This is a genomic window from Catenulispora acidiphila DSM 44928, assembly GCF_000024025.1.
GTDB lineage: Bacteria > Actinomycetota > Actinomycetes > Streptomycetales > Catenulisporaceae > Catenulispora > Catenulispora acidiphila.
Map to the genome: position 1 here is coordinate 9,717,614 of NC_013131.1, position 18,022 is coordinate 9,735,635.

19 protein-coding genes, 1 tRNA gene and 1 pseudogene are annotated in these 18,022 nt (G+C 68.8%); 13 read left to right on the forward strand and 8 right to left on the reverse strand.

Going from position 1 to position 18,022, the window contains the following annotated elements:
- Positions 1–158: 158 nt before the first annotated feature.
- Positions 159–734, reverse strand: a complete 576-nt coding sequence (gene pyrE / locus CACI_RS41455) for an orotate phosphoribosyltransferase (RefSeq protein WP_015796938.1) — start codon at positions 732–734, stop codon at positions 159–161.
- Positions 735–879: 145 nt separating this feature from the next.
- Between pyrE and CACI_RS41460 the strand changes: the two genes are divergently transcribed.
- The 4 genes from CACI_RS41460 to CACI_RS41475 all read left to right on the forward strand — a co-directional run bounded on the left by CACI_RS41460 (position 880) and on the right by CACI_RS41475 (position 4,341).
- Positions 880–1,734: a PSP1 domain-containing protein gene (locus CACI_RS41460; protein ID WP_015796939.1), complete on the forward strand. Its 855-nt coding sequence runs from the start codon at positions 880–882 to the stop codon at positions 1,732–1,734.
- Positions 1,735–1,867: 133 nt separating this feature from the next.
- Complete coding sequence (locus tag CACI_RS41465) at positions 1,868–3,481, forward strand: alpha/beta hydrolase (protein ID WP_015796940.1); 1,614 nt, start codon at positions 1,868–1,870, stop codon at positions 3,479–3,481.
- 48 nt (positions 3,482–3,529) lie between these two features.
- Positions 3,530–3,606 (forward strand) — tRNA-Thr (locus tag CACI_RS41470).
- A gap of 78 nt (positions 3,607–3,684) precedes the next feature.
- Positions 3,685–4,341 (forward strand): hypothetical protein, encoded by a 657-nt coding sequence (locus CACI_RS41475; RefSeq protein WP_015796941.1) that lies wholly within the window; start codon positions 3,685–3,687, stop codon positions 4,339–4,341.
- Positions 4,342–4,364: 23 nt separating this feature from the next.
- Here CACI_RS41475 and CACI_RS41480 read toward each other — a convergent pair whose 3' ends face one another.
- Positions 4,365–4,817 (reverse strand): hypothetical protein, encoded by a 453-nt coding sequence (locus tag CACI_RS41480; RefSeq protein ID WP_015796942.1) that lies wholly within the window; start codon positions 4,815–4,817, stop codon positions 4,365–4,367.
- Positions 4,818–4,870: 53 nt separating this feature from the next.
- On the opposite strand from CACI_RS41480, the gene CACI_RS41485 reads away from it, so the two are divergent.
- Together CACI_RS41485 and CACI_RS41490 are read left to right on the forward strand one after the other, a co-directional pair.
- Positions 4,871–5,233: a DUF488 domain-containing protein gene (locus tag CACI_RS41485; RefSeq protein ID WP_015796943.1), complete on the forward strand. Its 363-nt coding sequence runs from the start codon at positions 4,871–4,873 to the stop codon at positions 5,231–5,233.
- A 78-nt stretch (positions 5,234–5,311) separates the two neighbouring features.
- Entirely contained in the window at positions 5,312–5,767 is a 456-nt protein-coding gene (locus tag CACI_RS41490) for an SRPBCC family protein (RefSeq protein ID WP_015796944.1), read from the forward strand.
- An 11-nt stretch (positions 5,768–5,778) separates the two neighbouring features.
- On the opposite strand, the gene CACI_RS53270 is transcribed toward CACI_RS41490, so the two are convergent.
- Complete coding sequence (locus CACI_RS53270; RefSeq protein ID WP_049871892.1) at positions 5,779–6,396, reverse strand: hypothetical protein; 618 nt, start codon at positions 6,394–6,396, stop codon at positions 5,779–5,781.
- Here CACI_RS53270 and CACI_RS53780 point away from each other — a divergent pair.
- Positions 6,389–7,009 carry a hypothetical protein gene (locus CACI_RS53780; RefSeq protein ID WP_263053456.1) on the forward strand — a complete coding sequence of 207 codons (621 nt, stop codon included), beginning with the start codon at positions 6,389–6,391 and terminating at the stop codon, positions 7,007–7,009. The two genes, CACI_RS53270 and CACI_RS53780, sit on opposite strands and share 8 nt — an antisense overlap.
- Here CACI_RS53780 and CACI_RS54595 read toward each other — a convergent pair.
- Positions 6,925–7,131: pseudogene (locus CACI_RS54595) on the reverse strand (helix-turn-helix domain-containing protein); the annotation flags it as partial. The gene CACI_RS53780 and the pseudogene CACI_RS54595 sit on opposite strands and share 85 nt — an antisense overlap.
- Before the next feature lie 83 nt (positions 7,132–7,214).
- Between CACI_RS54595 and CACI_RS47295 the strand changes: the two are divergent.
- The 3 genes from CACI_RS47295 (at position 7,215) to CACI_RS41510 (ending at position 11,974) form a co-directional block, all read left to right on the forward strand.
- Positions 7,215–7,973, forward strand: a complete 759-nt coding sequence (locus CACI_RS47295; protein WP_015796946.1) for a DUF4232 domain-containing protein — start codon at positions 7,215–7,217, stop codon at positions 7,971–7,973.
- 111 nt (positions 7,974–8,084) lie between these two features.
- On the forward strand, positions 8,085–10,790 hold the full coding sequence (gene tmk, locus CACI_RS41505) for a dTMP kinase (protein ID WP_015796947.1): 2,706 nt from the start codon (positions 8,085–8,087) through the stop codon (positions 10,788–10,790).
- The gene (locus CACI_RS41510) at positions 10,787–11,974 is read left to right on the forward strand and encodes a DNA polymerase III subunit delta' (RefSeq protein WP_015796948.1); all 1,188 of its coding nucleotides are present in this window, start codon (positions 10,787–10,789) and stop codon (positions 11,972–11,974) included. Before tmk ends, CACI_RS41510 begins: the two co-directional genes overlap by 4 nt.
- Here CACI_RS41510 and CACI_RS41515 read toward each other — a convergent pair.
- Positions 11,971–12,963, reverse strand: coding sequence for an AraC family transcriptional regulator (locus CACI_RS41515; protein WP_015796949.1), 993 nt, complete (start codon positions 12,961–12,963; stop codon positions 11,971–11,973). The two genes, CACI_RS41510 and CACI_RS41515, sit on opposite strands and share 4 nt — an antisense overlap.
- Before the next feature lie 81 nt (positions 12,964–13,044).
- Between CACI_RS41515 and CACI_RS41520 the strand changes: the two genes are divergently transcribed.
- Both CACI_RS41520 and CACI_RS41525 read left to right on the forward strand, forming a co-directional pair.
- A complete protein-coding gene (locus CACI_RS41520; RefSeq protein WP_015796950.1) occupies positions 13,045–13,920 on the forward strand; it encodes an NAD(P)H-binding protein in 876 nt (291 codons plus the stop codon).
- Positions 13,917–14,471 carry an anthrone oxygenase family protein gene (locus CACI_RS41525; protein ID WP_015796951.1) on the forward strand — a complete coding sequence of 185 codons (555 nt, stop codon included), beginning with the start codon at positions 13,917–13,919 and terminating at the stop codon, positions 14,469–14,471. The genes CACI_RS41520 and CACI_RS41525 overlap by 4 nt, the downstream gene beginning before the upstream one ends.
- 298 nt (positions 14,472–14,769) lie before the next feature.
- Here the strand turns inward: CACI_RS41525 and CACI_RS41530 are convergent, their stop codons facing one another.
- Positions 14,770–15,126: a VOC family protein gene (locus tag CACI_RS41530; RefSeq protein ID WP_015796952.1), complete on the reverse strand. Its 357-nt coding sequence runs from the start codon at positions 15,124–15,126 to the stop codon at positions 14,770–14,772.
- A 123-nt stretch (positions 15,127–15,249) separates the two neighbouring features.
- On the opposite strand from CACI_RS41530, the gene CACI_RS41535 reads away from it, so the two are divergent.
- Positions 15,250–16,071: a helix-turn-helix domain-containing protein gene (locus CACI_RS41535; protein WP_015796953.1), complete on the forward strand. Its 822-nt coding sequence runs from the start codon at positions 15,250–15,252 to the stop codon at positions 16,069–16,071.
- 103 nt (positions 16,072–16,174) lie between these two features.
- On the opposite strand, the gene CACI_RS46860 is transcribed toward CACI_RS41535, so the two are convergent.
- Together CACI_RS46860 and CACI_RS41545 are read right to left on the reverse strand one after the other, a co-directional pair.
- Positions 16,175–17,008 carry a FadR/GntR family transcriptional regulator gene (locus CACI_RS46860; protein ID WP_015796954.1) on the reverse strand — a complete coding sequence of 278 codons (834 nt, stop codon included), beginning with the start codon at positions 17,006–17,008 and terminating at the stop codon, positions 16,175–16,177.
- A gap of 138 nt (positions 17,009–17,146) precedes the next feature.
- Positions 17,147–17,986 (reverse strand): SRPBCC family protein, encoded by an 840-nt coding sequence (locus CACI_RS41545; protein ID WP_015796955.1) that lies wholly within the window; start codon positions 17,984–17,986, stop codon positions 17,147–17,149.
- Positions 17,987–18,022 lie beyond the last annotated feature (36 nt).

Here is an 18,022-nt window from a genome sequence, read left to right on the forward strand (position 1 = left end):
CTGATTAGGTTCTGGCAGGTAGACGCGCGAACCACCACGCTGGTTGCGTCGCGATCGCGCCTCTGGATCGAGGGCGCCTCGCGGCACCCGGCTTGCCCCTCTACACGTCCGTCTCAGTATCGAACATCAAGAATCTGTATCAAGCATTAAAATCTGCGTCAGACATTGAGATCCCCCAGCGTGTAGACCGTGTAGTAGGGCAATCCCTCAGCGGCGATCGCCTCGGCGGCGCCTGTCGCGCGGTCCACGATCGTAGCCACTGCCACTACCTCGGCACCGGCCTCCCTCAGCGTGCGCACCGCTTCCAGCGGCGAACCGCCGGTGGTGGAGGTGTCCTCGACCGCGAGCACCCGGCGTCCGGCGACGTCCGGACCCTCGATGCGGCGCTGCATACCGTGCGCCTTGGCGGCCTTGCGCACCACGAACGCGTCCAGCGTGCGGCCGTTGCCGCCGGCCGCGGCCGCGTGCAACATCGCGGTAGCGACCGGGTCCGCCCCCATGGTCAGCCCGCCGACCGCGTCGAAGTCCAGCTCGGCGGTCAGCTCCAGCATCGCGGTGCCGACCAGCGGTGCCGCGGTCCCGTCCAGCGTGATCCGCCGCAGGTCCAGGTACCAGTCGGCCTTGAGCCCGGAGGACAGCGTGACCTCTCCGCGCACCACCGCCTTGGCCTGGATCTCCTTCAGGAGGGCATCGCGGGCGGGGCTGGGGTGGGCGACGATCGGCGCGTTGGGCATGCCCCCAAGGGTAGCCAACCCGCCGCCGCCGCCGACTGCCTTCCTCAGCCTCTCGCCTCGGGCCGAGGACTGCGCTTAGGCTCAACCGGGTGAACGTCGTGTCCGAGCCGTGTGCTGTCGCCTGTTTTGGGAGCCTTCAGTGGCGATGATCTGTGCCGTCAGCTTCACCCGCTACGGCCGTCTCTATTACTACGCGCCAGGGTCCATCAGCCCGCACGTCGGCGACAAGGTACTCGTCCCCACCTCCGCGGGTCCCGAGGTGGCGGAGTGCATCTGGGCGCCCCAATGGGTCGACACATATGACGACGCGGGGATCGGCGGACTGGACGATCTCGTCGGCTTCGCCACCCCGGACGACTTGGCGCGCGACGAACGCAGCCGGGAGCGCCGCGCGCGGGCCCGCGTGGTCGCCAAGCGCCAGATCCGCGAGCAGGGTCTGCCGATGAAGGTGGTCGGCGTCGACTTCGTGGAGTCGGAGAAGCAGATCACCGTGTACTTCTCCGCTCCGCAGTACGTGGACTTCCGCGAACTGGTGCGGACCCTCGCCCGGGAGTTGGACGCGCGCATCGAGCTGCGTCAGCTCGGCGCCCGCGACGAGGCGCGCATCCAGGGCGGGATCGGACCGTGCGGACGGGACACGTGCTGCTCGACGTTCCTTAAGGACTTCGAGCCTGTGTCGGTACGCATGGCCAAGGACCAGGACCTGCCGGTGAATCCGTTGAAGATCTCCGGTGCGTGCGGACGGCTTATGTGTTGTCTCAAATATGAGCATCCGCTCTATGTAGAGACCAAGGCCAAGGCTCCCGCGCGCGGGGAGAAGGTCGTGACACCGGAGGGTCCGGGGCGGGTCGTCGGACTGAACGTGCCGTCGGAGACGGTGAAGGTGCGGCTGGACGAGACGGGGCGGACGTGCTCCTGCTCGCTCGCGTCGGTGTGCGGATCGCGGCAGGACTATGAGGGTTCGCGCAAGGACGGCTCTATGCGGTGGGACGCGGAGTAAATTCCTGCTCGGACATCCCTCTACCGGCTGTGACGCGGTGTGGAATCGGACGTTTCTGGATAGCTACCCTCAAACGATGCACACCGGTCGTGTCACGCATAGCGCTCGCCGCGCTGTAGGAGGAGAACTGCCCGTGAATCCCAGTCCGACAGCACGGCGGGCCTTGGCGGTGGCGATCGCCGGCCTTCTCTTGACCACTGGGTGCGGCGGGAGTTCGCACGCGGCGCAGAAGCCTGCGGCGCCCGGGGGAAGCGCTTCGGGGAGCGCGACGCCGTCCACGGCGCCCGCGGCGTCCACCTCCAGCGCCGTTCCCGCGAACTTGCAGCAGTTCTACAGCCAGAAGCCGACTTGGGGGTCGTGCACCGCGGACAGCAGCGCTCCTGGCTGGACGTGCACGAAGATCACCGTGCCGCTGGACTACGCGGATCCGTCCAAGGGGACGACGTACATCATGGCGACCCGCAAGGCCGCCACCGGACCCGCGGACCAGCGCATCGGCTCGCTGCTGCTGAACCCCGGCGGCCCGGGCGGCGCGGGCATCGCGTACGCGCAGGACCCGAGCGTCGTCACCAAGGACGTCGCAGCACGCTACGACATCATCGGCTTCGACCCCCGCGGCGTCGGCCAGTCGGATCCGATCCGCTGCCTGTCGGACGACACCCCGGCGATGGACGAGTTCGTCTCCTCGGACCCGATGCCCCGCACCGACGCGCAGATCGCGGAGGTCGTCAAGGAGTCCCAGGCGATCGGCAAGGCCTGCGAGCAGAAGTCGGGCCGCATCCTGCCCTACGTCGGCACCCCCAACGCGGCCCGCGACATGGACGTCATCCGCGCCGTCGTTGGCGACACCAAGCTCCACTACCTGGGCAAGTCCTACGGAACCTACCTGGGCGCCGTCTACGCGGGACTGTTCCCCCAGAACACCGGCCGACTGGTCCTCGACGGAGCCATCGACCCGACCCTGTCCGCCAAGCAGATGAACATCGCCCAAGCCCAAGGCTTCGAGAAACTCATCCGCGAATTCGCCGCCAACTGCGTCACCCAATCCGGTTGTCCCCTCGGCACCGACAGCGCGACAGCGGTCGACAAGCTGATGACCTACCTGCAGTCCCTCCAGGACCACCCGGTCCCCACCCACGACGGCAACCGCACAGTCGACTACGGCCTGGGACTGACCGCAGTCCTCCAGGTGATGTACGTCCCCCAGTACTGGAGCGACCTCCGCGACGCCCTCAGCGCCGCCATGAACGGCGACGGCACCCGCCTCCTCCAGTGGGCCGACCTCTACAACGACCGCACCGACGGCACATACGACAACCAGACAGACGCCAACATCGCCATCAACTGCCTCGACCGCCCCGACCCCGAAGCCCAGAACGCCCAGCAAATCGCCACCAAAGAGGTCCCGGACTACAAATCCCAAGCCCCCCTCCTCGGCGAAATGCTCGCCTGGGCCGACCTCTCCTGCGCCACCTGGCCAGTCAAACCCCAAACCCAACCAGCCCCCATCACCGCCCCCGGCAGCGCCCCCATCCTCGTCGTAGGCACCAAAGACGACCCCGCCACCCCCTACCCCTGGGCCCAAGGCCTAGCCAAGCAACTCCAAAACGGCCACCTCCTCACCTTCACAGGAAGCGGCCACACCGCCTACACCCGAGGCTCCCCCTGCATCGACAAAGCAGTAGACGCCTACCTCCTCCAAGCCACCCTCCCACCCCCAACCACCACTTGTGACGCCACCCCCTAGCGTCAGGTACACTCGTGCACCGGCCCAAGGCGCAAGCCACCAGGCCCCGCCTCCTTAGCTCAGTCGGCCAGAGCGACGCACTCGTAATGCGTAGGTCATCGGTTCGATTCCGATAGGAGGCTCCACAAAAGGCCAGGTCAGATGTTTTCTGACCTGGCCTTTTTGCGTGCTGGTACTGGCCTGGCGATCGGATGGGGGACTCGATGAGCGCCGATGACATCCGGCAGACGGCGAAGGTGGGGTTTCGCAAGGATCTGAATTGGGTGAGCCTGCCGAATTCTTTTCCGTTTGGTAAGTGGGGGGATTCGCGGGAGTGGGTCGAGAATATGGCTGCGATGGTGTACTACGTCGGGCGGAGTCAGTTTGACGGGTCGCGGCCTACGCCGGAGTGGTTTATTCGGACTTGTGGGGTGATTGATGCTAGTTGGCGGGGATTTGCGTCTGTGAAGAATCGCTATAAGTGTCTGTTGTTCCATGACGTTGATGCGCTGCCGGCGCATGTCGCTGTCGATGCTTACCTGGGGGATCTGCCGTGGGCTGAGGCGCGGGACATTTACGTTGGGGCGCATCACGACGAGGTTGTTGAGGGTCTGCGGGTTGAGGCCTTCGAGATGGCGGGGGCTGAGGCTGCCGTGCGGGCCGTGTACTTCACCGTGGGGGATCTGGAGACTCGTTCGCTGGTGGCTAGCTACAACTACGCGTTCCGGGCGGACGGTATGGATGTCCTTGTCCGTAGCACCTTTCCCGACCTCGGTCTTGTACGGGATGCGCTGCCTGTGCTCGACGAGTTCGTGCGGGGTATCACGCTCAGCTTCGGTGGGGACGCTGGGGCTGGGGCTGGGGCGGACGCCGGAGCGTAGCGCAGGCGGCTATCGGCTTCCGGCTATGGCTGGTCGTCCTCCGGCGCGACGCGGGGAACCAGTGGCTCGACCTCGGCTTGAAGCAGGGGGTTGCCTAGGGGGTGGATGTCGCCGGCTTGGCGGAGGTAGCGCTGGGCTAGGACGAGGGTGCGGGGGAGGTTGAGTTGGTGGGTTTCGATGAAGACGGCTTCGGTGCGTTCGCCTTCGTAGGTGGTGTAGCCGTCGTAGGCGAGGGTTAGGGCTGTGGTGCCTGGTTGTGTTTGGGCTAGGTGGTCGCGGGCGGCTTCTAGGGTTTCGGGGATGTCGGCGCCGGGGGCTGCTGGGAAGCGGGTGAGGGTGGCGGTGCCGTCGGGGTGGCGGGCGAAGGAGAAGGGGGTGAAGGGTTGGTCGGAGAGTTGGGCGTTCTCCAGGGCGTAGTCCAGTGATGTGAACATGAGCTCTTTGGTGCTGTCCGCTGTGTCGTCCCAGATGGTCACTCGGTCAGCCTTGCAGACCCGTTCGGTCGGCGGGCGGCTAATAGCCTGGCTGCATGAGTGGCGACTATCGGGTGAAGCGGGCTTATGACGCGGCGGCGAAGGCTGATGGGAAGCGGGTCCTGGTGGACCGGTTGTGGCCGCGGGGGGTGAGCCGGGAGGCCGCCGAGCTCGATCTGTGGGCCAAGGACGCGACGCCCTCCAACGACCTGCGGAAGTGGCTGCACGGGCATCGCGACGAGTACGGCGAGTTCGTCGGACGCTACAACGCCGAACTTGACGGCGACGCGCAGCAGGCAGCCCTGGCGGAGATCCGCGCACTGCACGCCAAGCACACCGTCACGCTCGTCACCGCCGCCAAGGACGTCGACGACAGCCACGTGCCCGTCCTGCTCAAGCGGCTGCGGGAGGGCGAGTAGCGCGGAGGCGGCGACCCGTCGGCGGCCGTCTAAAGGCCCTGCGGTACAAAGGATGGGGAGCCTAGGGAGGGAATCCTGATGAAGTTCCAGACCGCGATCGACATCGACGCCGCCCCGGCCACCGTATGGCGCGCCCTGACCGACGTGGAGTCCTGGCCCAAGTGGTCCGCCTCCATGACCTCGGTCGAGCGCCTCCAGCAGGGCGAACTGACCGTCGGCAGCACCGCGCGGGTCACCCAGCCGAAGCTGAAGGCCGCCGTCTACACGGTCACGGAGTGCGAGCCCGGCAAGTCCTTCGTGTGGGAGATGAAGGCGACCGGCGTGAAGGTCCGCGCCATCCACCTCGTGGAGGACCGGGGCGAAGGCCACGCACGCATGATCCTCGGCATCGAGCAGACCGGCGCGCTCAGCGGACTCATCAGCATGCTCTACGGCAAGCTCACGCGGCAGTACGTGACCATGGAGGCCGAGGGCTTGAAGAAGGCTGCGGAGGCAGAGGCGCAGACGTTGGAGTCGGGGACGGCAAGCGACTAAACGACCGCGGGCTACTGCACAACAGCAGTGGTGTCGGGCTCCCAGTCGTTCGAGCTGGTGTCGTAGTCGTAGATCGGACGCCCCTGCGCGCCGCTGGTCTGGAACGGCTTGCCGTGATCGTCGATCCGGACTGTTCCGGTCCGGCTGCCACTACTCCAGTCCAGCTCCAGGTACCACGCTGCGTTCACCGTGTGCGCATGCGCATAGACGGTCAACACCTGCGGGTCGGATTCGGAAACCTCAAAAGGGAAGTCCTCTGCGCGCACCACATTGTCGCCCTGCTGCCCGGCCTTCGGACTCGCGAGTGGCCGGTCGGCGTCCAAGTTGATGCTGAACGACACGGGCATCAGACCGCCTCCGCATCCCGACGCCATGGAGTACGCGGACCACGGAAGCGGCGCGGCCTTACTGACCGTCCGGACATGCAGCCCTTGCAGCACCACCGTGCTCGAAGACGTCCCCTGGACCGACAGCTCGATCTTCATGGTCCCGGCCGACACGGCGCCCAGCGCACTGGCCCATCCCCGCGCATCCGCCTCGGTCGGCGGAGGAGGGACTTCGCCGGGCTTCTTGTTGAGCAAGTACCACTGCTCGCACTTGTCTTCCCACTGATAGGGACGGATGGTCACCGCTATAGGAGGAGCGGACGAAGTGGAGGGAGAGGTCGAGGGAGAGGTAGAGGAGGAAGAGTTAGAGGGAGCGGAGCTGGCGCTGCTACCAGTGGCGGCTCCAGTAGAGGAGCTACTAGGGGCAGAAGCGCTAGGCGGACTCTGTAGAGAAGACGAACTCTGTAGAGGACTCGACGTCGAACTGCTCACTGTCGAAGCTGCGGTCCGGTCAGAGTTTGATCCCGGAGATGAGGCAAACGCGACACCCGCAACAGCCGCTCCGACGCCCACCACGGCGAGCACGGCCAAGGCCGGAAGCAGACGTCGCCGCCTCCGTGAAACCGGAGACGGAGTAGTCGCTATAGAGGAATCGCCAGAAGAGTCCTCTACGGGAGAAACCGGAGGCGCGGGAGGAGCGGGAGGAACAACGGAAACCGCCTCAGCAACCGTTGAGGAACGCGCCTCGCCCGCCGCCATCCACAGCCGATACAGCGTCGCCATCTCCGTGGCGGAAGCTCCGGTCAGCCGCGCGAACTTCTCTATGACGCCGTACTCCGGAGGCACCGTCTCCCCCTGCACATACCGGTGCAGCGTCGAGGTCCCCACATGCAGCCGCTTCGCCAAGACCCCATAACTGAGCCCTGACCGCTCCTTCAAATCCCCCAGCAGAGCGGCGAAATCCTCCGGCCCCGACACCACGCGGTTACCTCCCGTCCCGGATCGGCGTCCCGTCCCGGTCCCTAATCCGCAGCTCATCGTACGGGAAACCGTCCCGCGCCCGCCTCAGAGGCCTCCCACCCCCCTCGCGGCCCGCCCCGGAACAGACAAGCTCCAGAGCCATGACGAAGCGCATCACTCACATCGCCAAGCCGCTCCTGCCCGCCACCCTCACCCTCTCCGCCCTCATGAGCATGGCGGCCTGTGGCAGCGACTCCCCCAAGCCTTCCGCCGCAGCCAGCACGCCGAGCGTGAGCCAGTCCCAGCCGGGCACCGCAGCCCCGACACAGACCTCGGCGCCGAACGTGGCCGACACGTCCACGGGCACCCAGCAGCCCGCCCCGCGCACCGGATCGGGAACGGGAACAGGAAGCGCAACAGCGACAGCGTCGAAGCCCACCACCCCCAAGCCCCCGACTGCCAAAACCAGCACCGCCCCCGACTCCACCCTCCCCGGCGACTGCTCCGTCACCCACCTCAAGGGCACCGTCACCAACCTCGCCCGCCCCATCAACCACGTCCTGCTCACCGTGACCAACGCCGGCTCCACCACCTGCAGCCTGTACTACTACCCCGACCTGCGCCTCGACGCCGACCAGCAGGCCGTCACCCAGGCCGTGGAGGACAGCAAGCCGCAGGCCGTGGTCACCATCGCGCCGGGCGAGTCGGCCTACGCCGCCATCGGCACCTCTTCCGCCGACGGCTCCGGAGGCACTCCGCAGCTGGAGAAGCAGGTCGAGGTGTTCCTGGAGTCGCGGGACCAGTCCGGCTCCCTGCCCGGCACGATGACGCTGCCGCTGCCCGCCGGCACTTACGTCGACGTCGACAAGGCGTTCGTCACCTACTGGCAGTCGGACTTGCAGAGCGCCATCGCCTGGTGACCGACTGCCGGAGCCACGGAGACGGTTCGGCGGTACGGAGAATCACCCGCGCCGCCGAACCACGGCACGCGTCCCCCCGCGTTCGAAAACACAGAGCACTACCGTGGTTGCATGGAGTCATCACAGGTCGGGATCCGCGAGGTGCTCGCCATCCCCGACTTCCGCCGGCTGTGGACGGCTCTGTCGCTGTCCAGCCTCGGCGACTGGCTCGGGCTGCTGGCCCAGTCCTCGCTGGCGGCGTCCCTGGCCGGAGGCGGGTACGCCGGGCGCTCCTACGCGGTCGCCGGCGTCTTCGTGGTCCGGCTGATCCCGGCCGTGCTGTTCGGGCCGATCGCCGGGGTGGTCGCCGACCGGCTGGACCGGCGCTGGACGATGGTGGCCGGGGACAGCGCGCGCTGCCTGTTCTTCATCTCCATCCCCCTGGTCGGCTCCCTATGGTGGCTGTTCACCGCGACCTTCCTGATCGAGATCGCGGCGATGTTCTGGATCCCGGCCAAGGAGGCGACGGTCCCGAACCTGGTCCCGCCGCGGCTGCTGGAGTCGGCGAACCAGGTCTCACTGCTCACCGCCTATGGCACCGCTCCTATCGCGGCCGGCGTGTTCACCGTCCTGTCGCTGATCACGCGCGCACTAGCCGACCAGTGGACCTTCTTCACCGCCAAACCGGTCAGCCTCGCCCTCTACTTCGACGCACTGACCTTCCTGTTCTCCGCCCTGACTATCGCGCGCCTAAGGACCATCCCCGCGCGGTCCGCGACAGAGCGCGCAGCGGAGCGCCGCCACACCACCGACAACCGCTCCGTGCTCCGCACCCTCTTCGACGGCTGGCACTACCTCGGGGAGGACAGGCGGATCCGCGGTGTGATCATCGGCACAACCGGAGCCTTCGCGGCCGGCGGCGCGGTGGTCGGGCTGGCCCGGACCTACGTCGGCGACCTGCACGCGGGTCAGGCGGCGTACGGCGTCCTGTTCGGCACGGTCTTCCTCGGCCTGGCCGCGGGGATGTTCACCGGGTCGCGGGTGCTCGCGGGGGTGTCGCGGGAGCGGCTGTTCGGCTCGGTGATCTTCGCCGCCGGGATCGTGCTCTGCGTGTTCGCGCTGGTGCCGATCCTGCTGCTCAGCGTGCTGTGCGCGCTCGTGATCGGCTTCCTCGGCGGGACCGCGTGGATCATCGGGCAGACGATGCTGGGCCGCGAGGTGGCCGACGAGCTGCGCGGCCGGACGTTCGCCTTCGTCCAGTCGCTGATCCGGGTGACGCTGGTCCTGATCCTGGCCGTGTCCCCGGCGGTGGCCGGAGTGTTCGGCGCGCACACGCTAAGCGTTCCCGGCGTGTCGATCACCTATGGTGGCGCGGCCATCACCCTTTTCGGCGCGGGATTGCTCGCGATGGGCGTCGGGTGGGTGGCGTACAGGATGATGGATGACGTGCCAGGGAAATCGTTGCGGAACGAACTGAAGGCGGCGCTTAAGCGCTCCGCCGCTCCGACGCGCGCCGGGGGCGCTGCGGAGACGGGGACCTCCTCCGGACCGGCGGTCGCAGCCGCCGGGAACCCGCTGCCGGAAGACACCGGGATCGAAAGGCCCGCACACGCCTACACCGGTACCTTCCTGTCCTTCGAGGGCGGCGACGGCAGCGGCAAGTCCACGCAGCTGGACCTGCTCGCCGACTGGCTGCGCGGGAGCGGCCACGAGGTGGTGGTCACCCGGGAGCCCGGGGGGACGCCGCTGGGCACCAAGCTGCGGAACATCGTGCTGGACGCGCACAACGCCGACGTCATCTCCCCGCGCGCCGAGGCGCTGATCTACGCCGCGGACCGCGCCGACCACGTCGAGCGGGTGGTCCGGCCGGCGCTGGAGCGCGGGGCGGTGGTGATCACCGACCGCTACGTCGACTCCTCCCTGGCGTATCAGGGCGCGGGCCGCGCGCTGTCAGCCCGGGAGGTCGAGCTGTTGTCGCAGTGGGCCACGCAGGGCCTGATGCCGGACGTCACGATCCTGATGGACCTGGACCCGCTCGAGGCCGCGCGGCGCCGCAAGACCCCGGCCGACCGGCTGGAGCTGGAGTCCGTGGACTTCCACCGCCGGGTCCGCAACCGCTACCTGGAGCTGGCCACGGCCGAGCCGGAGCGGTTCATCGTGATCAACGCCATGGAGCCGATCGAGCAGATCGCCGGACGCATCCGGGCCCGGCTGGAGGGCCGGATCCACCTGTCGAGCCAGCAGCGGAGTGAGGAAGCGGAGCGGCGCGAGGCAGAGCGGCGTAAGGCCGCTGCGGAGCGCGCCGTACAGATGGCAGAGCTCTCCGACGCGGAGCGCCGCCGGGCCGAGATCGAAGCCGAACAGCGGGACCAGGCGCAGCGCGAGCAGGAGGCGCGGGAGGCCGCGAGCCAGGAGCACCGGCGGCGCTTGGAGGAGGACGCGGCCAGGGCGGAGCGGGCGGCGCGCGAGCGGGTACAAGGCGCCGGCGACCTGTCCTCGCGGCTGGCGCCGAGCGACCGACCGACGACTCGGCCGACGGCTCGACCGCCGGAGCGCGCAGCCGACACGCCGACGACGCGCTCTGCCACGCCCACTCCCCCGCCTTCGGCCAAGCCTCCGACTTCGGCAAAGCCTCCGACCTCGCCCTCCGGTTCGACTCCGACCTCGATGTCCCACGCCGAGGAGATCACAGCGCCTCCCGTCCGCAGCGAATGGGAAGTCCCGGACTACGTCGCGCAGCCGGAGTTCGACGACGAGCCGGAGCAGGACGCGATGTCGATGGCGGACGAGCTGTTCGGAGCCCACCACAGGTCACGGCGCGGCGGTGACGACGCATGAGCGGCGACAGCGCAGCGTTCCAGCCCTATGGCGTCTGGACCGACCTGGTCGGCCAGGACCACATCAGCACCGACCTGGTCCAGGCGGCGCTCGGCAACGGCATGACCCACGCCTGGCTGCTCACCGGACCGCCCGGCTCGGGTCGGTCCACCGCGGCGCGCGCCTTCGCGGCGGCGCTGCAGTGCACGACAGCCGGCGAGCCGGGCTGCGGTTACTGCCTGGGCTGCCGGACCGTCCTCGACGGCACGCATCCCGACGTGCTCCAGCTCGCCACCGACCAGCTCTCGATCGGCGTGGCCGACACCCGCGGCCTGGTGCGGCGCTCGTCGATGACCCCGTCCTCGGGCCGCTGGCAGGTCCTGCTCATCGAGGACGCCGACCGGCTCACCGAGGCGGCCGGCAACGTCCTGCTGAAAGCGGTCGAAGAGCCCTCGCCGCGCACGATCTGGATCCTGTGCGCCCCGGGCCGCGACGACATGCTCCCCACGATCCGCTCCCGCTGCCGCCACCTGCTGCTGCGCACGCCGCCCTCGTCGGCGGTCGCGGAGATCCTGGTGCGGCGCGACGGAGTGGACCCGATCCGCGCCCGCGAGGCGGCGCGCGCTGCCCAGGGACACATCGGGCGCGCTAAGCGTTTGGCGACGGATGACGAGGCGCGGGCGAAACGCAAGGCGGTCCTGGCGCTGGCGTCGTCGCTGACCGACATAGGGTCGGCGCTGTCGGCGGCGCAGAAGCTGGTCGACGCGACCATCGCCGAGGCGAAGCACGACGCCGACGAGCGGAACGTCATAGAGACCGCGGACATGCGGCTCGCGCTGGGGTACCAGGAGGGGTCGCGCAAGGCGGTTCCCGGCGCCGCCGGAGCGCTGAAGGATCTGGAGTCGCGGCAGAAGAAGCGCGCGACCCGGATGCAGCGGGACGCTCTGGACCTAGCGCTGGTGGACCTCGCGGCGTTCTACCGGGACGTGCTGGCCGTCCAGCTCGGTGCGATCGGCGGTCCGGGCGGTGACGTCACCGAGCCCATCCACGACGACCAGTACGCGGCCGTGCGCAAGATCGCCGCAGCGGGGACGCCGGAGGCGACGTTGCGGCGGATCGAGGCGGTGCTCGCCTGCCGGAAGGCGGTGGAGCGGAACGTGGCGCCGCTGTTGGCGGTGGAAGCCATGGCCGTGAACCTGCGCTAGACGGCCACGCGCCACGGACGTACCGCCGCTATAGGCGTGGCGTCTCTAGAGGCGCGTTCCCGATGCTCCTTAGGGCTGATCCCACGTACCCGCTTAAAGGCAGCGCTTAGCGCGAACGCACTGCCGTACCCGACTTGTTCGGCCACTGATGCGATGGTCGAAGCAGGGTCACGGAGTAGGTCTGCGGACAGCGCGAGCCGCCAGTTCGCTAGGTAAGCCATGGGCGGTTCCCCGACCTCTGCTGCGAAACGCCGCGCGAGGGCGGCGCGCGAGACGTGTGCGGCATCGGCGAGTGCTGCGACGGTCCAGGGATGCGCGGGGTCGTCGTGGATAAGGCGGAGCGCGGTACCAACCACCGGGTCGTCCTGCGCGCGGTACCAGGCAGGAGTCTCTACGTCGGGACGCGCCAGCCAGGTACGCAGCGCGACAACCGTCAAGAGATCCAAGAGGCGGTCTAGCACCGCGTCCTGGCCGGGGGTGTCACGAGCCACCTCGTCGGCCAGCAGCGGGATCAACGGAGTGTCGCATTCGCCGTCGCGCAGCACCGCTAAAGCTGGGAGCGCGGAGAGCAGCGGTGCGCAGATCTCGCTGAGGACTTGGTACGTACCGGTGACCAGGACGGTGGCGCCGTCAGGAGCGTTGCCCCAGCTGCGCGTGCCCAGGGCGCGCATGTCGCCGAGGTCTTCGCCGTCGGGGGTGGTGCAGCGCTGGCCGGGGTGGATGACGGCCTGCGGCTGCGTCGCGGGGTCGTCGGCGAAGACGTACGGGTCCGGACCGCGCAGGATCGCCAGATCTCCCTGGTGGAGGCAGGTCGCCGTGGTGGAGGACTCCGGGTCGGGGAGCACCCAGGCGGTCCCCGAGATCACGGCGACCAGCGTCAGCGGCGCCTGGTCCTGCACGCGCAGCGACCAGGGCGGAGTGAGCAGGGAACGCAGGAGGAAGGCACCGTCGGCACGCGGCCCGTTGAGCAACCCGGCTATGACGTCCATACCTCGACTTTAGACGATCGCTTATGGATATGTGGACTCTGGACCATTCTGCATCTCACGCAGGACGGCTGTACTTGAGTCATGACCACGAACGAGACCACGAACGAGACCACGGACAAGACCACAAACGAGAACGCAAACACCCCGGTGATCCTCGTCCTCGGCGCGTCCGGCAAGACCGGCCGGCGGGTGGCCGATCGGCTGGAGACCGCCGGCGCAGCCGTGCGGCGCGGTTCCCGCTCGGCGAGCCCGCCCTTCGACTGGGAGGACCCGGCGACGTGGCCGGCGGCGCTGGAGGGCGTCGCGAGCGTCTACGTGTCCTTCTACCCGGATCTGGCCGTACCGGGAGCGCCCGAGGCGGTGGCGGCGTTCACCGCCGAGGCACGTCGCGCCGGGGTGCGGCGGGTGGTGCTGCTGTCGGGACGCGGCGAAGCGGAGGCGCAGCGGGCCGAGGAGGTCATCGCGGCGGCGGGGATGGAGTGGACGGTGGTGCGCGCCAGCTGGTTCGCGCAGAACTTCTCCGAGGGCGCCTTCCTGGACGCCGTGAACTCCGGAGAGGTGGTGCTGCCGGTCGGGGACGTCCGGGAGCCGTTCATCGACGTCGAGGACATCGCCGACGTCGCGGTCGCGGCGCTCACCGAGGACGGACATCACGAGCAGGTCTATGAAGTCACCGGTCCGCAGCTCCTGACGTTCGCGGAGGCGGTGCGCGCTATAGCGGAGGCCTCAGGACGCGAAGTCGCCTTCACATCGGTTCCGCTGGACGCGTTCACCGCGTACCTCGCGGAGGCGGGCGAGGCACCGGAAGTGATCGAGATGCTGGCGTACCTCTTCGCGGAGGTACTGGACGGTCGCAACGCATATGTGACCGACGGAGTGAAGCGCGCTATAGGGCGACCGCCAAGGGACTTCGCGGACTACGCGCGCACTGCGGCTGCCAAGGGGGTCTGGAAGTGAAGACGCGTGTGAACGGAAGCGGCGTTCTCGCCGCCGCGACGGTCGTGACCGGTCTCATCGCCGGGGTCTACTACGCCTTCGCCTGCTCGGTGATGCTCGGACTCGGCGCCTCCGGCGACCGCACCTTCATCGAGGCGATGCAGAACATCAACAAGAAGATCGAGAACCCGGTCTTCTTCCTGACCTTCTTCGGCGCGCTCATCCTGCCCGCCTGGGCACTGCGCACCTACCGCCAAGACCGCACACTGCGCCTGTGGATCGCCGCCGGCCTCGTGCTCTACACGATCGGTCTGCTCACGACGATGGCAGTCAACATCCCGCTGAACAACCAACTCGCCGCAGCAGGCGCCCCGGCAAGAATCGCCGACCCCGCCGCCGTCCGAGCCCGCTTCGAGGACACCTGGAACATGTGGAACATCGCAAGGGCACTGCTCAGCACCGGTGCCGCAGCCTGCCTGGCGCGAGCGCTGCTGCTGGCCGGCTGGCGCGGAGAGACACAGCGGGCTGAGGCTGAGGCGCCGACTGCATCGCGGATGTGGAGCGCTGTTTGACCCGTATTAGGGGGTGGCTAAGGAAACGGCTCTGTGGGATTCGCTAAGGGAATCCCACAGAGCCGTTTCGCTTGTGCGTCAGTCCATAGTCGCGGCCCACGCCGCCAAGGCCTCGAAGTCCGCCGCAACCAAGCCCGATCGCCGGATCGACCTGGTGGAGCAGCGCGGGTCCGCGGCCAGCTGAGAGCGGGAGTTCGGGAAGACCGAGAACCGGGCCTACGCATTCGTTAACGTCAGCTCGTGGCCAGGGCCAGGCCGAACCAGCAGCGGATTGACTCGCTGGGAAGTCGCGCCATAATCACGCCGCTGCGACGCAGAACGGGTGTCCCTCCGGGTCGGTGAGGACGGTCCAGCGGTCGGCGCCGGGTTGGAAGTCGGGGAGCTTTGCGCCGGCGGCTAGGAGGTGCTGGATGGCCTGGGGCTTGTCGGGGGTCTGGAAGTCCAGGTGGGCGTGCTTGGCTGGGTCGGGCCAGGCGGGTGGGCGGTAGTCGGGGACGTGTTGGAAGGCCAGGGTGATGGGGCCTTCGCCGACGTAGACGAAGGTTTCGTCGGTGTCGGTGACGGGCCAGCCGGTGGCGTTGCTGTAGAAGGTGGCGAGGGCGACCGGGTCGGCGCAGTCGAACATGATCGTGGTGAGGGTCAGTGGTGCGTTCATGGGGATGAGGGTGCGCTGCGCGGGTGGGGATCGTCTTGAAGATTCTTGCGGGTGCGACGGACTGTCTTGGGCTGTGCCGCACTGTCGGTACCGGCACGTAGCGTCGATCAGGTGCAGAACGCCATGACGCTCGCTAGTCGGCCCGAGTTCTCGGTGCACGCTGTGGACTGCTTCGGCGGGAGCGCTGGTTGGTCGGGCGCTGAGGAACACCAGACGCGTCGGCTGGTACTGATCCGCGAAGGGCGGTTCCGGCGGTGGACCAACGGGGTCGAGACCGATCTGGACGCGACCACCGCATACGTGTCGATGCCCGGGGAAGAGGAACGGTTCGCGCATCCGGCGGGCGGCGACCAGTGCACATCCGTGGGATTCTCTGGAGAACTCTGGGGACGGCTTCCTATAGGGCGCACCGTATATGTAGACGCGCGTATTGAGTTCGCACATAGGCGCCTACTGGCAGCCGCCGCTACCGGAGATGCGGACTACGCGACCGCCGAAGAACTCTTAAAGCTCGTCGCACTGGCTGCCGGTTACACATCGGAATCCGTGATCGGAGACGGCGTATTAGCGGCGGCCGCGCGGGAGGCGGTCCTGGCCGATGTCCCCGAGGCTGCGACGCTGTGTGGGCTGGCGGGTCTTTTGGGCGTCTCGCCGTTCCGGCTCAGCCGCGTGTTCTCGCGCCAGACCGGAGTTTCGCTGACGCGGTACCGCAATCGGGTCCGCGTCGGGCGGGCGATGGACCGGCTCACCGGCGGCGAGACGGCGCTCGCCGATCTCGCGCAGGACCTCGGCTTCGCCGACCAGGCGCACCTGACGCGGACGGTGCGCGATCACGTCGGGCACACGCCGGTGGCGTTGCGGCGGTTGTTGTCCGGCGGGCTGGACGGGCCGGGCACGCCGAGCAGGTGGGACACGCCGAGCAGCTGGGACACGTCCAGCGCGTAACTCGCGCGCACGCAAAAGCCCCGCAGGATCACATCAATCCGGCGGGGCCGTATGCGCGCTCTTCACCTTCGATCCCCCGATCAGCAGGAGGGCTTGCCTGCTCCTACACGCGGGCCGACTGCGGCATCGGCGTCCGCACGCCGTGCCGGTTCAGCGGGACCGTCGCGGCCTGGCCCTGGCGCAGCGGCTGCGCGCCGGGGGCGGTGGCCGGCGCCGGGACCGGGGCGCCGGGCGCCGCGGGCGAGCTCGTCGGCGCCGGGACCGGTGCGGAGCCGGCCGGGGCGCCCGGGCCCGCGGCGACCGTGGCGTGCGCCGCCTCGGCCAGCAGCAGGCGGAGCTTCATCGTCTCGATGAGCTTGGCCGGGTTGTCGTCCTGGCCGCCGTGCGGGACGTCGATGGTCTCGATGACGCAGCGCGCCACCTCGTTGCCCGCCGCCTCGGCCAGGGTGCGGGTGAAGGCCGTCGCCGCCTCGTGGAACGGACCGGGGTCCTCCACGGCGGCGCGCATGCGCTCCAGGGCCGCGGCCAGCTGCTCGCGCTGGGGCGGGTGGACGCGGCGGGCGGCCAGCTCGGCCATCAGCGTCAGCAGGGCCGTGCGGACCTCGCCGAGCTCGGCGACCAGCTCCGGGGAGGATTCGTACTCCAGCTGCACGCTCAGGACCAGCGGGTCGAGCAGGTTCCACTCGGCCTTGGGGCGGACCGTGGTGCCGCGGCCGTGGCGGATGCGCAGGACGCGCTTCTCCTCCAGGGCCTTGAGCGCCTCGCGCAGGATGGTACGGCTGACCGCGAACTCGGCCGCGAGCGCCGCCTCCGGGGGCAGATCGGTGCCCGGCGGGAACTCGCCTTCCAGTATGCGCAGCAGCAGCCGCTCGACGACGGCGTTGGCGAGGCGGGCGGGCCGGATGACCCGGTGGACATTCCATCCCTCGACATACATGCTGCTGGTGCTCCTCGATCGTGCTGCTGCGTCACTGGCCGTCGCGCGGTTTTGCCCGGCGTCCAGGCATCCGGTGTGATGTACCGACTTGCGCGCCAATGTACGAGCCGAGGTCTACTCAAGGCAGCTATCTGAGGGCTATTCCATCCTAAATGATGAATCCGCGCCCGGCTTGTCGGCGCGGTGGCGGCGGCGACGCTTGATCAGCAGGAACAATGTCAGAGCCGTGATCAGCGGAAGCCAGCGGTTCTTCTCGTAACGGCCGTTCCAGACCGCCGCCAACGGGTCCTTGGAAAGGGATTCGTCGCGGATCGGCGAGGCCGCGGAGACGGCGGGTTCGGCCGGTTCGGCGATCTTCTCGGATTCCGATTCAGATGCCTTATTCGCCGGCGCGGCGGCCGGAGGCTGGGTTGGTGCGACCGGCTCGACCGCCACGACAGGTTCGGTCGCTTCGACTGCCGCAACCGCAGCACCCTCATTCTCCGCGTCGCGATACGCGGCGGCCAGCATGTCGATCCACGCCGCGCCCAACGCCGCGACCGCGCCGTGCCAGTCCTGCCGGTTGAACTCCAGGGCGCGCCCGGACAACTCCAGCTCCGGCACCACCGAGATCAGCGTCCGCTCGCCGGCGGCGCCGGCCTGCGCCAGCGTGACCCGCAGATACCCGGCCAGCGCGCCGTTCCCGCGCGCCTGCGCGGCGTCCACGGCGATGTCCAGCGTGCCCTTCTGCGCCTCGGCACCCGCTATGCAGGCGGTGCCGCGGTAGGTGATGGTGGCCCCGGCGCCGCCGGCGCCCACCCGAAGCTTCAGCCGGCCGGCGACGACGTCCCCGGCGACCCCCTCGGGCCCGTCGGCGGGCGGCACGGCGTGCACCGCGTCGACCGTCAGCCCGGGCACGGCGCGCGCCATCTTCTCGGGATCGGTGAACGCCAGCCACATAGTCCGGTGCCGCACTGGCACCTCGACCTCGAACGCCATCGCGTACCCACCCCCTCGCCGGGAAGTCACCCGCCG

Coding starts and splice junctions, on each gene's coding strand:
- pyrE (WP_015796938.1), bottom strand. CDS start 734: ATGCCCAACGCGCCGATCGTCGCCCACCCCAGCCCCGCCCGCGATGCC.
- CACI_RS41460 (WP_015796939.1), top strand. CDS start 880: ATGATCTGTGCCGTCAGCTTCACCCGCTACGGCCGTCTCTATTACTAC.
- CACI_RS41475 (WP_015796941.1), top strand. CDS start 3,685: ATGAGCGCCGATGACATCCGGCAGACGGCGAAGGTGGGGTTTCGCAAG.
- CACI_RS41485 (WP_015796943.1), top strand. CDS start 4,871: ATGAGTGGCGACTATCGGGTGAAGCGGGCTTATGACGCGGCGGCGAAG.
- CACI_RS41490 (WP_015796944.1), top strand. CDS start 5,312: ATGAAGTTCCAGACCGCGATCGACATCGACGCCGCCCCGGCCACCGTA.
- CACI_RS53780 (WP_263053456.1), top strand. CDS start 6,389: ATGGTCACCGCTATAGGAGGAGCGGACGAAGTGGAGGGAGAGGTCGAG.
- CACI_RS47295 (WP_015796946.1), top strand. CDS start 7,215: ATGACGAAGCGCATCACTCACATCGCCAAGCCGCTCCTGCCCGCCACC.
- tmk (WP_015796947.1), top strand. CDS start 8,085: ATGGAGTCATCACAGGTCGGGATCCGCGAGGTGCTCGCCATCCCCGAC.
- CACI_RS41510 (WP_015796948.1), top strand. CDS start 10,787: ATGAGCGGCGACAGCGCAGCGTTCCAGCCCTATGGCGTCTGGACCGAC.
- CACI_RS41515 (WP_015796949.1), bottom strand. CDS start 12,963: ATGGACGTCATAGCCGGGTTGCTCAACGGGCCGCGTGCCGACGGTGCC.
- CACI_RS41520 (WP_015796950.1), top strand. CDS start 13,045: ATGACCACGAACGAGACCACGAACGAGACCACGGACAAGACCACAAAC.
- CACI_RS41530 (WP_015796952.1), bottom strand. CDS start 15,126: ATGAACGCACCACTGACCCTCACCACGATCATGTTCGACTGCGCCGAC.
- CACI_RS41535 (WP_015796953.1), top strand. CDS start 15,250: ATGACGCTCGCTAGTCGGCCCGAGTTCTCGGTGCACGCTGTGGACTGC.
- CACI_RS46860 (WP_015796954.1), bottom strand. CDS start 17,008: ATGTATGTCGAGGGATGGAATGTCCACCGGGTCATCCGGCCCGCCCGC.
- CACI_RS41545 (WP_015796955.1), bottom strand. CDS start 17,986: ATGGCGTTCGAGGTCGAGGTGCCAGTGCGGCACCGGACTATGTGGCTG.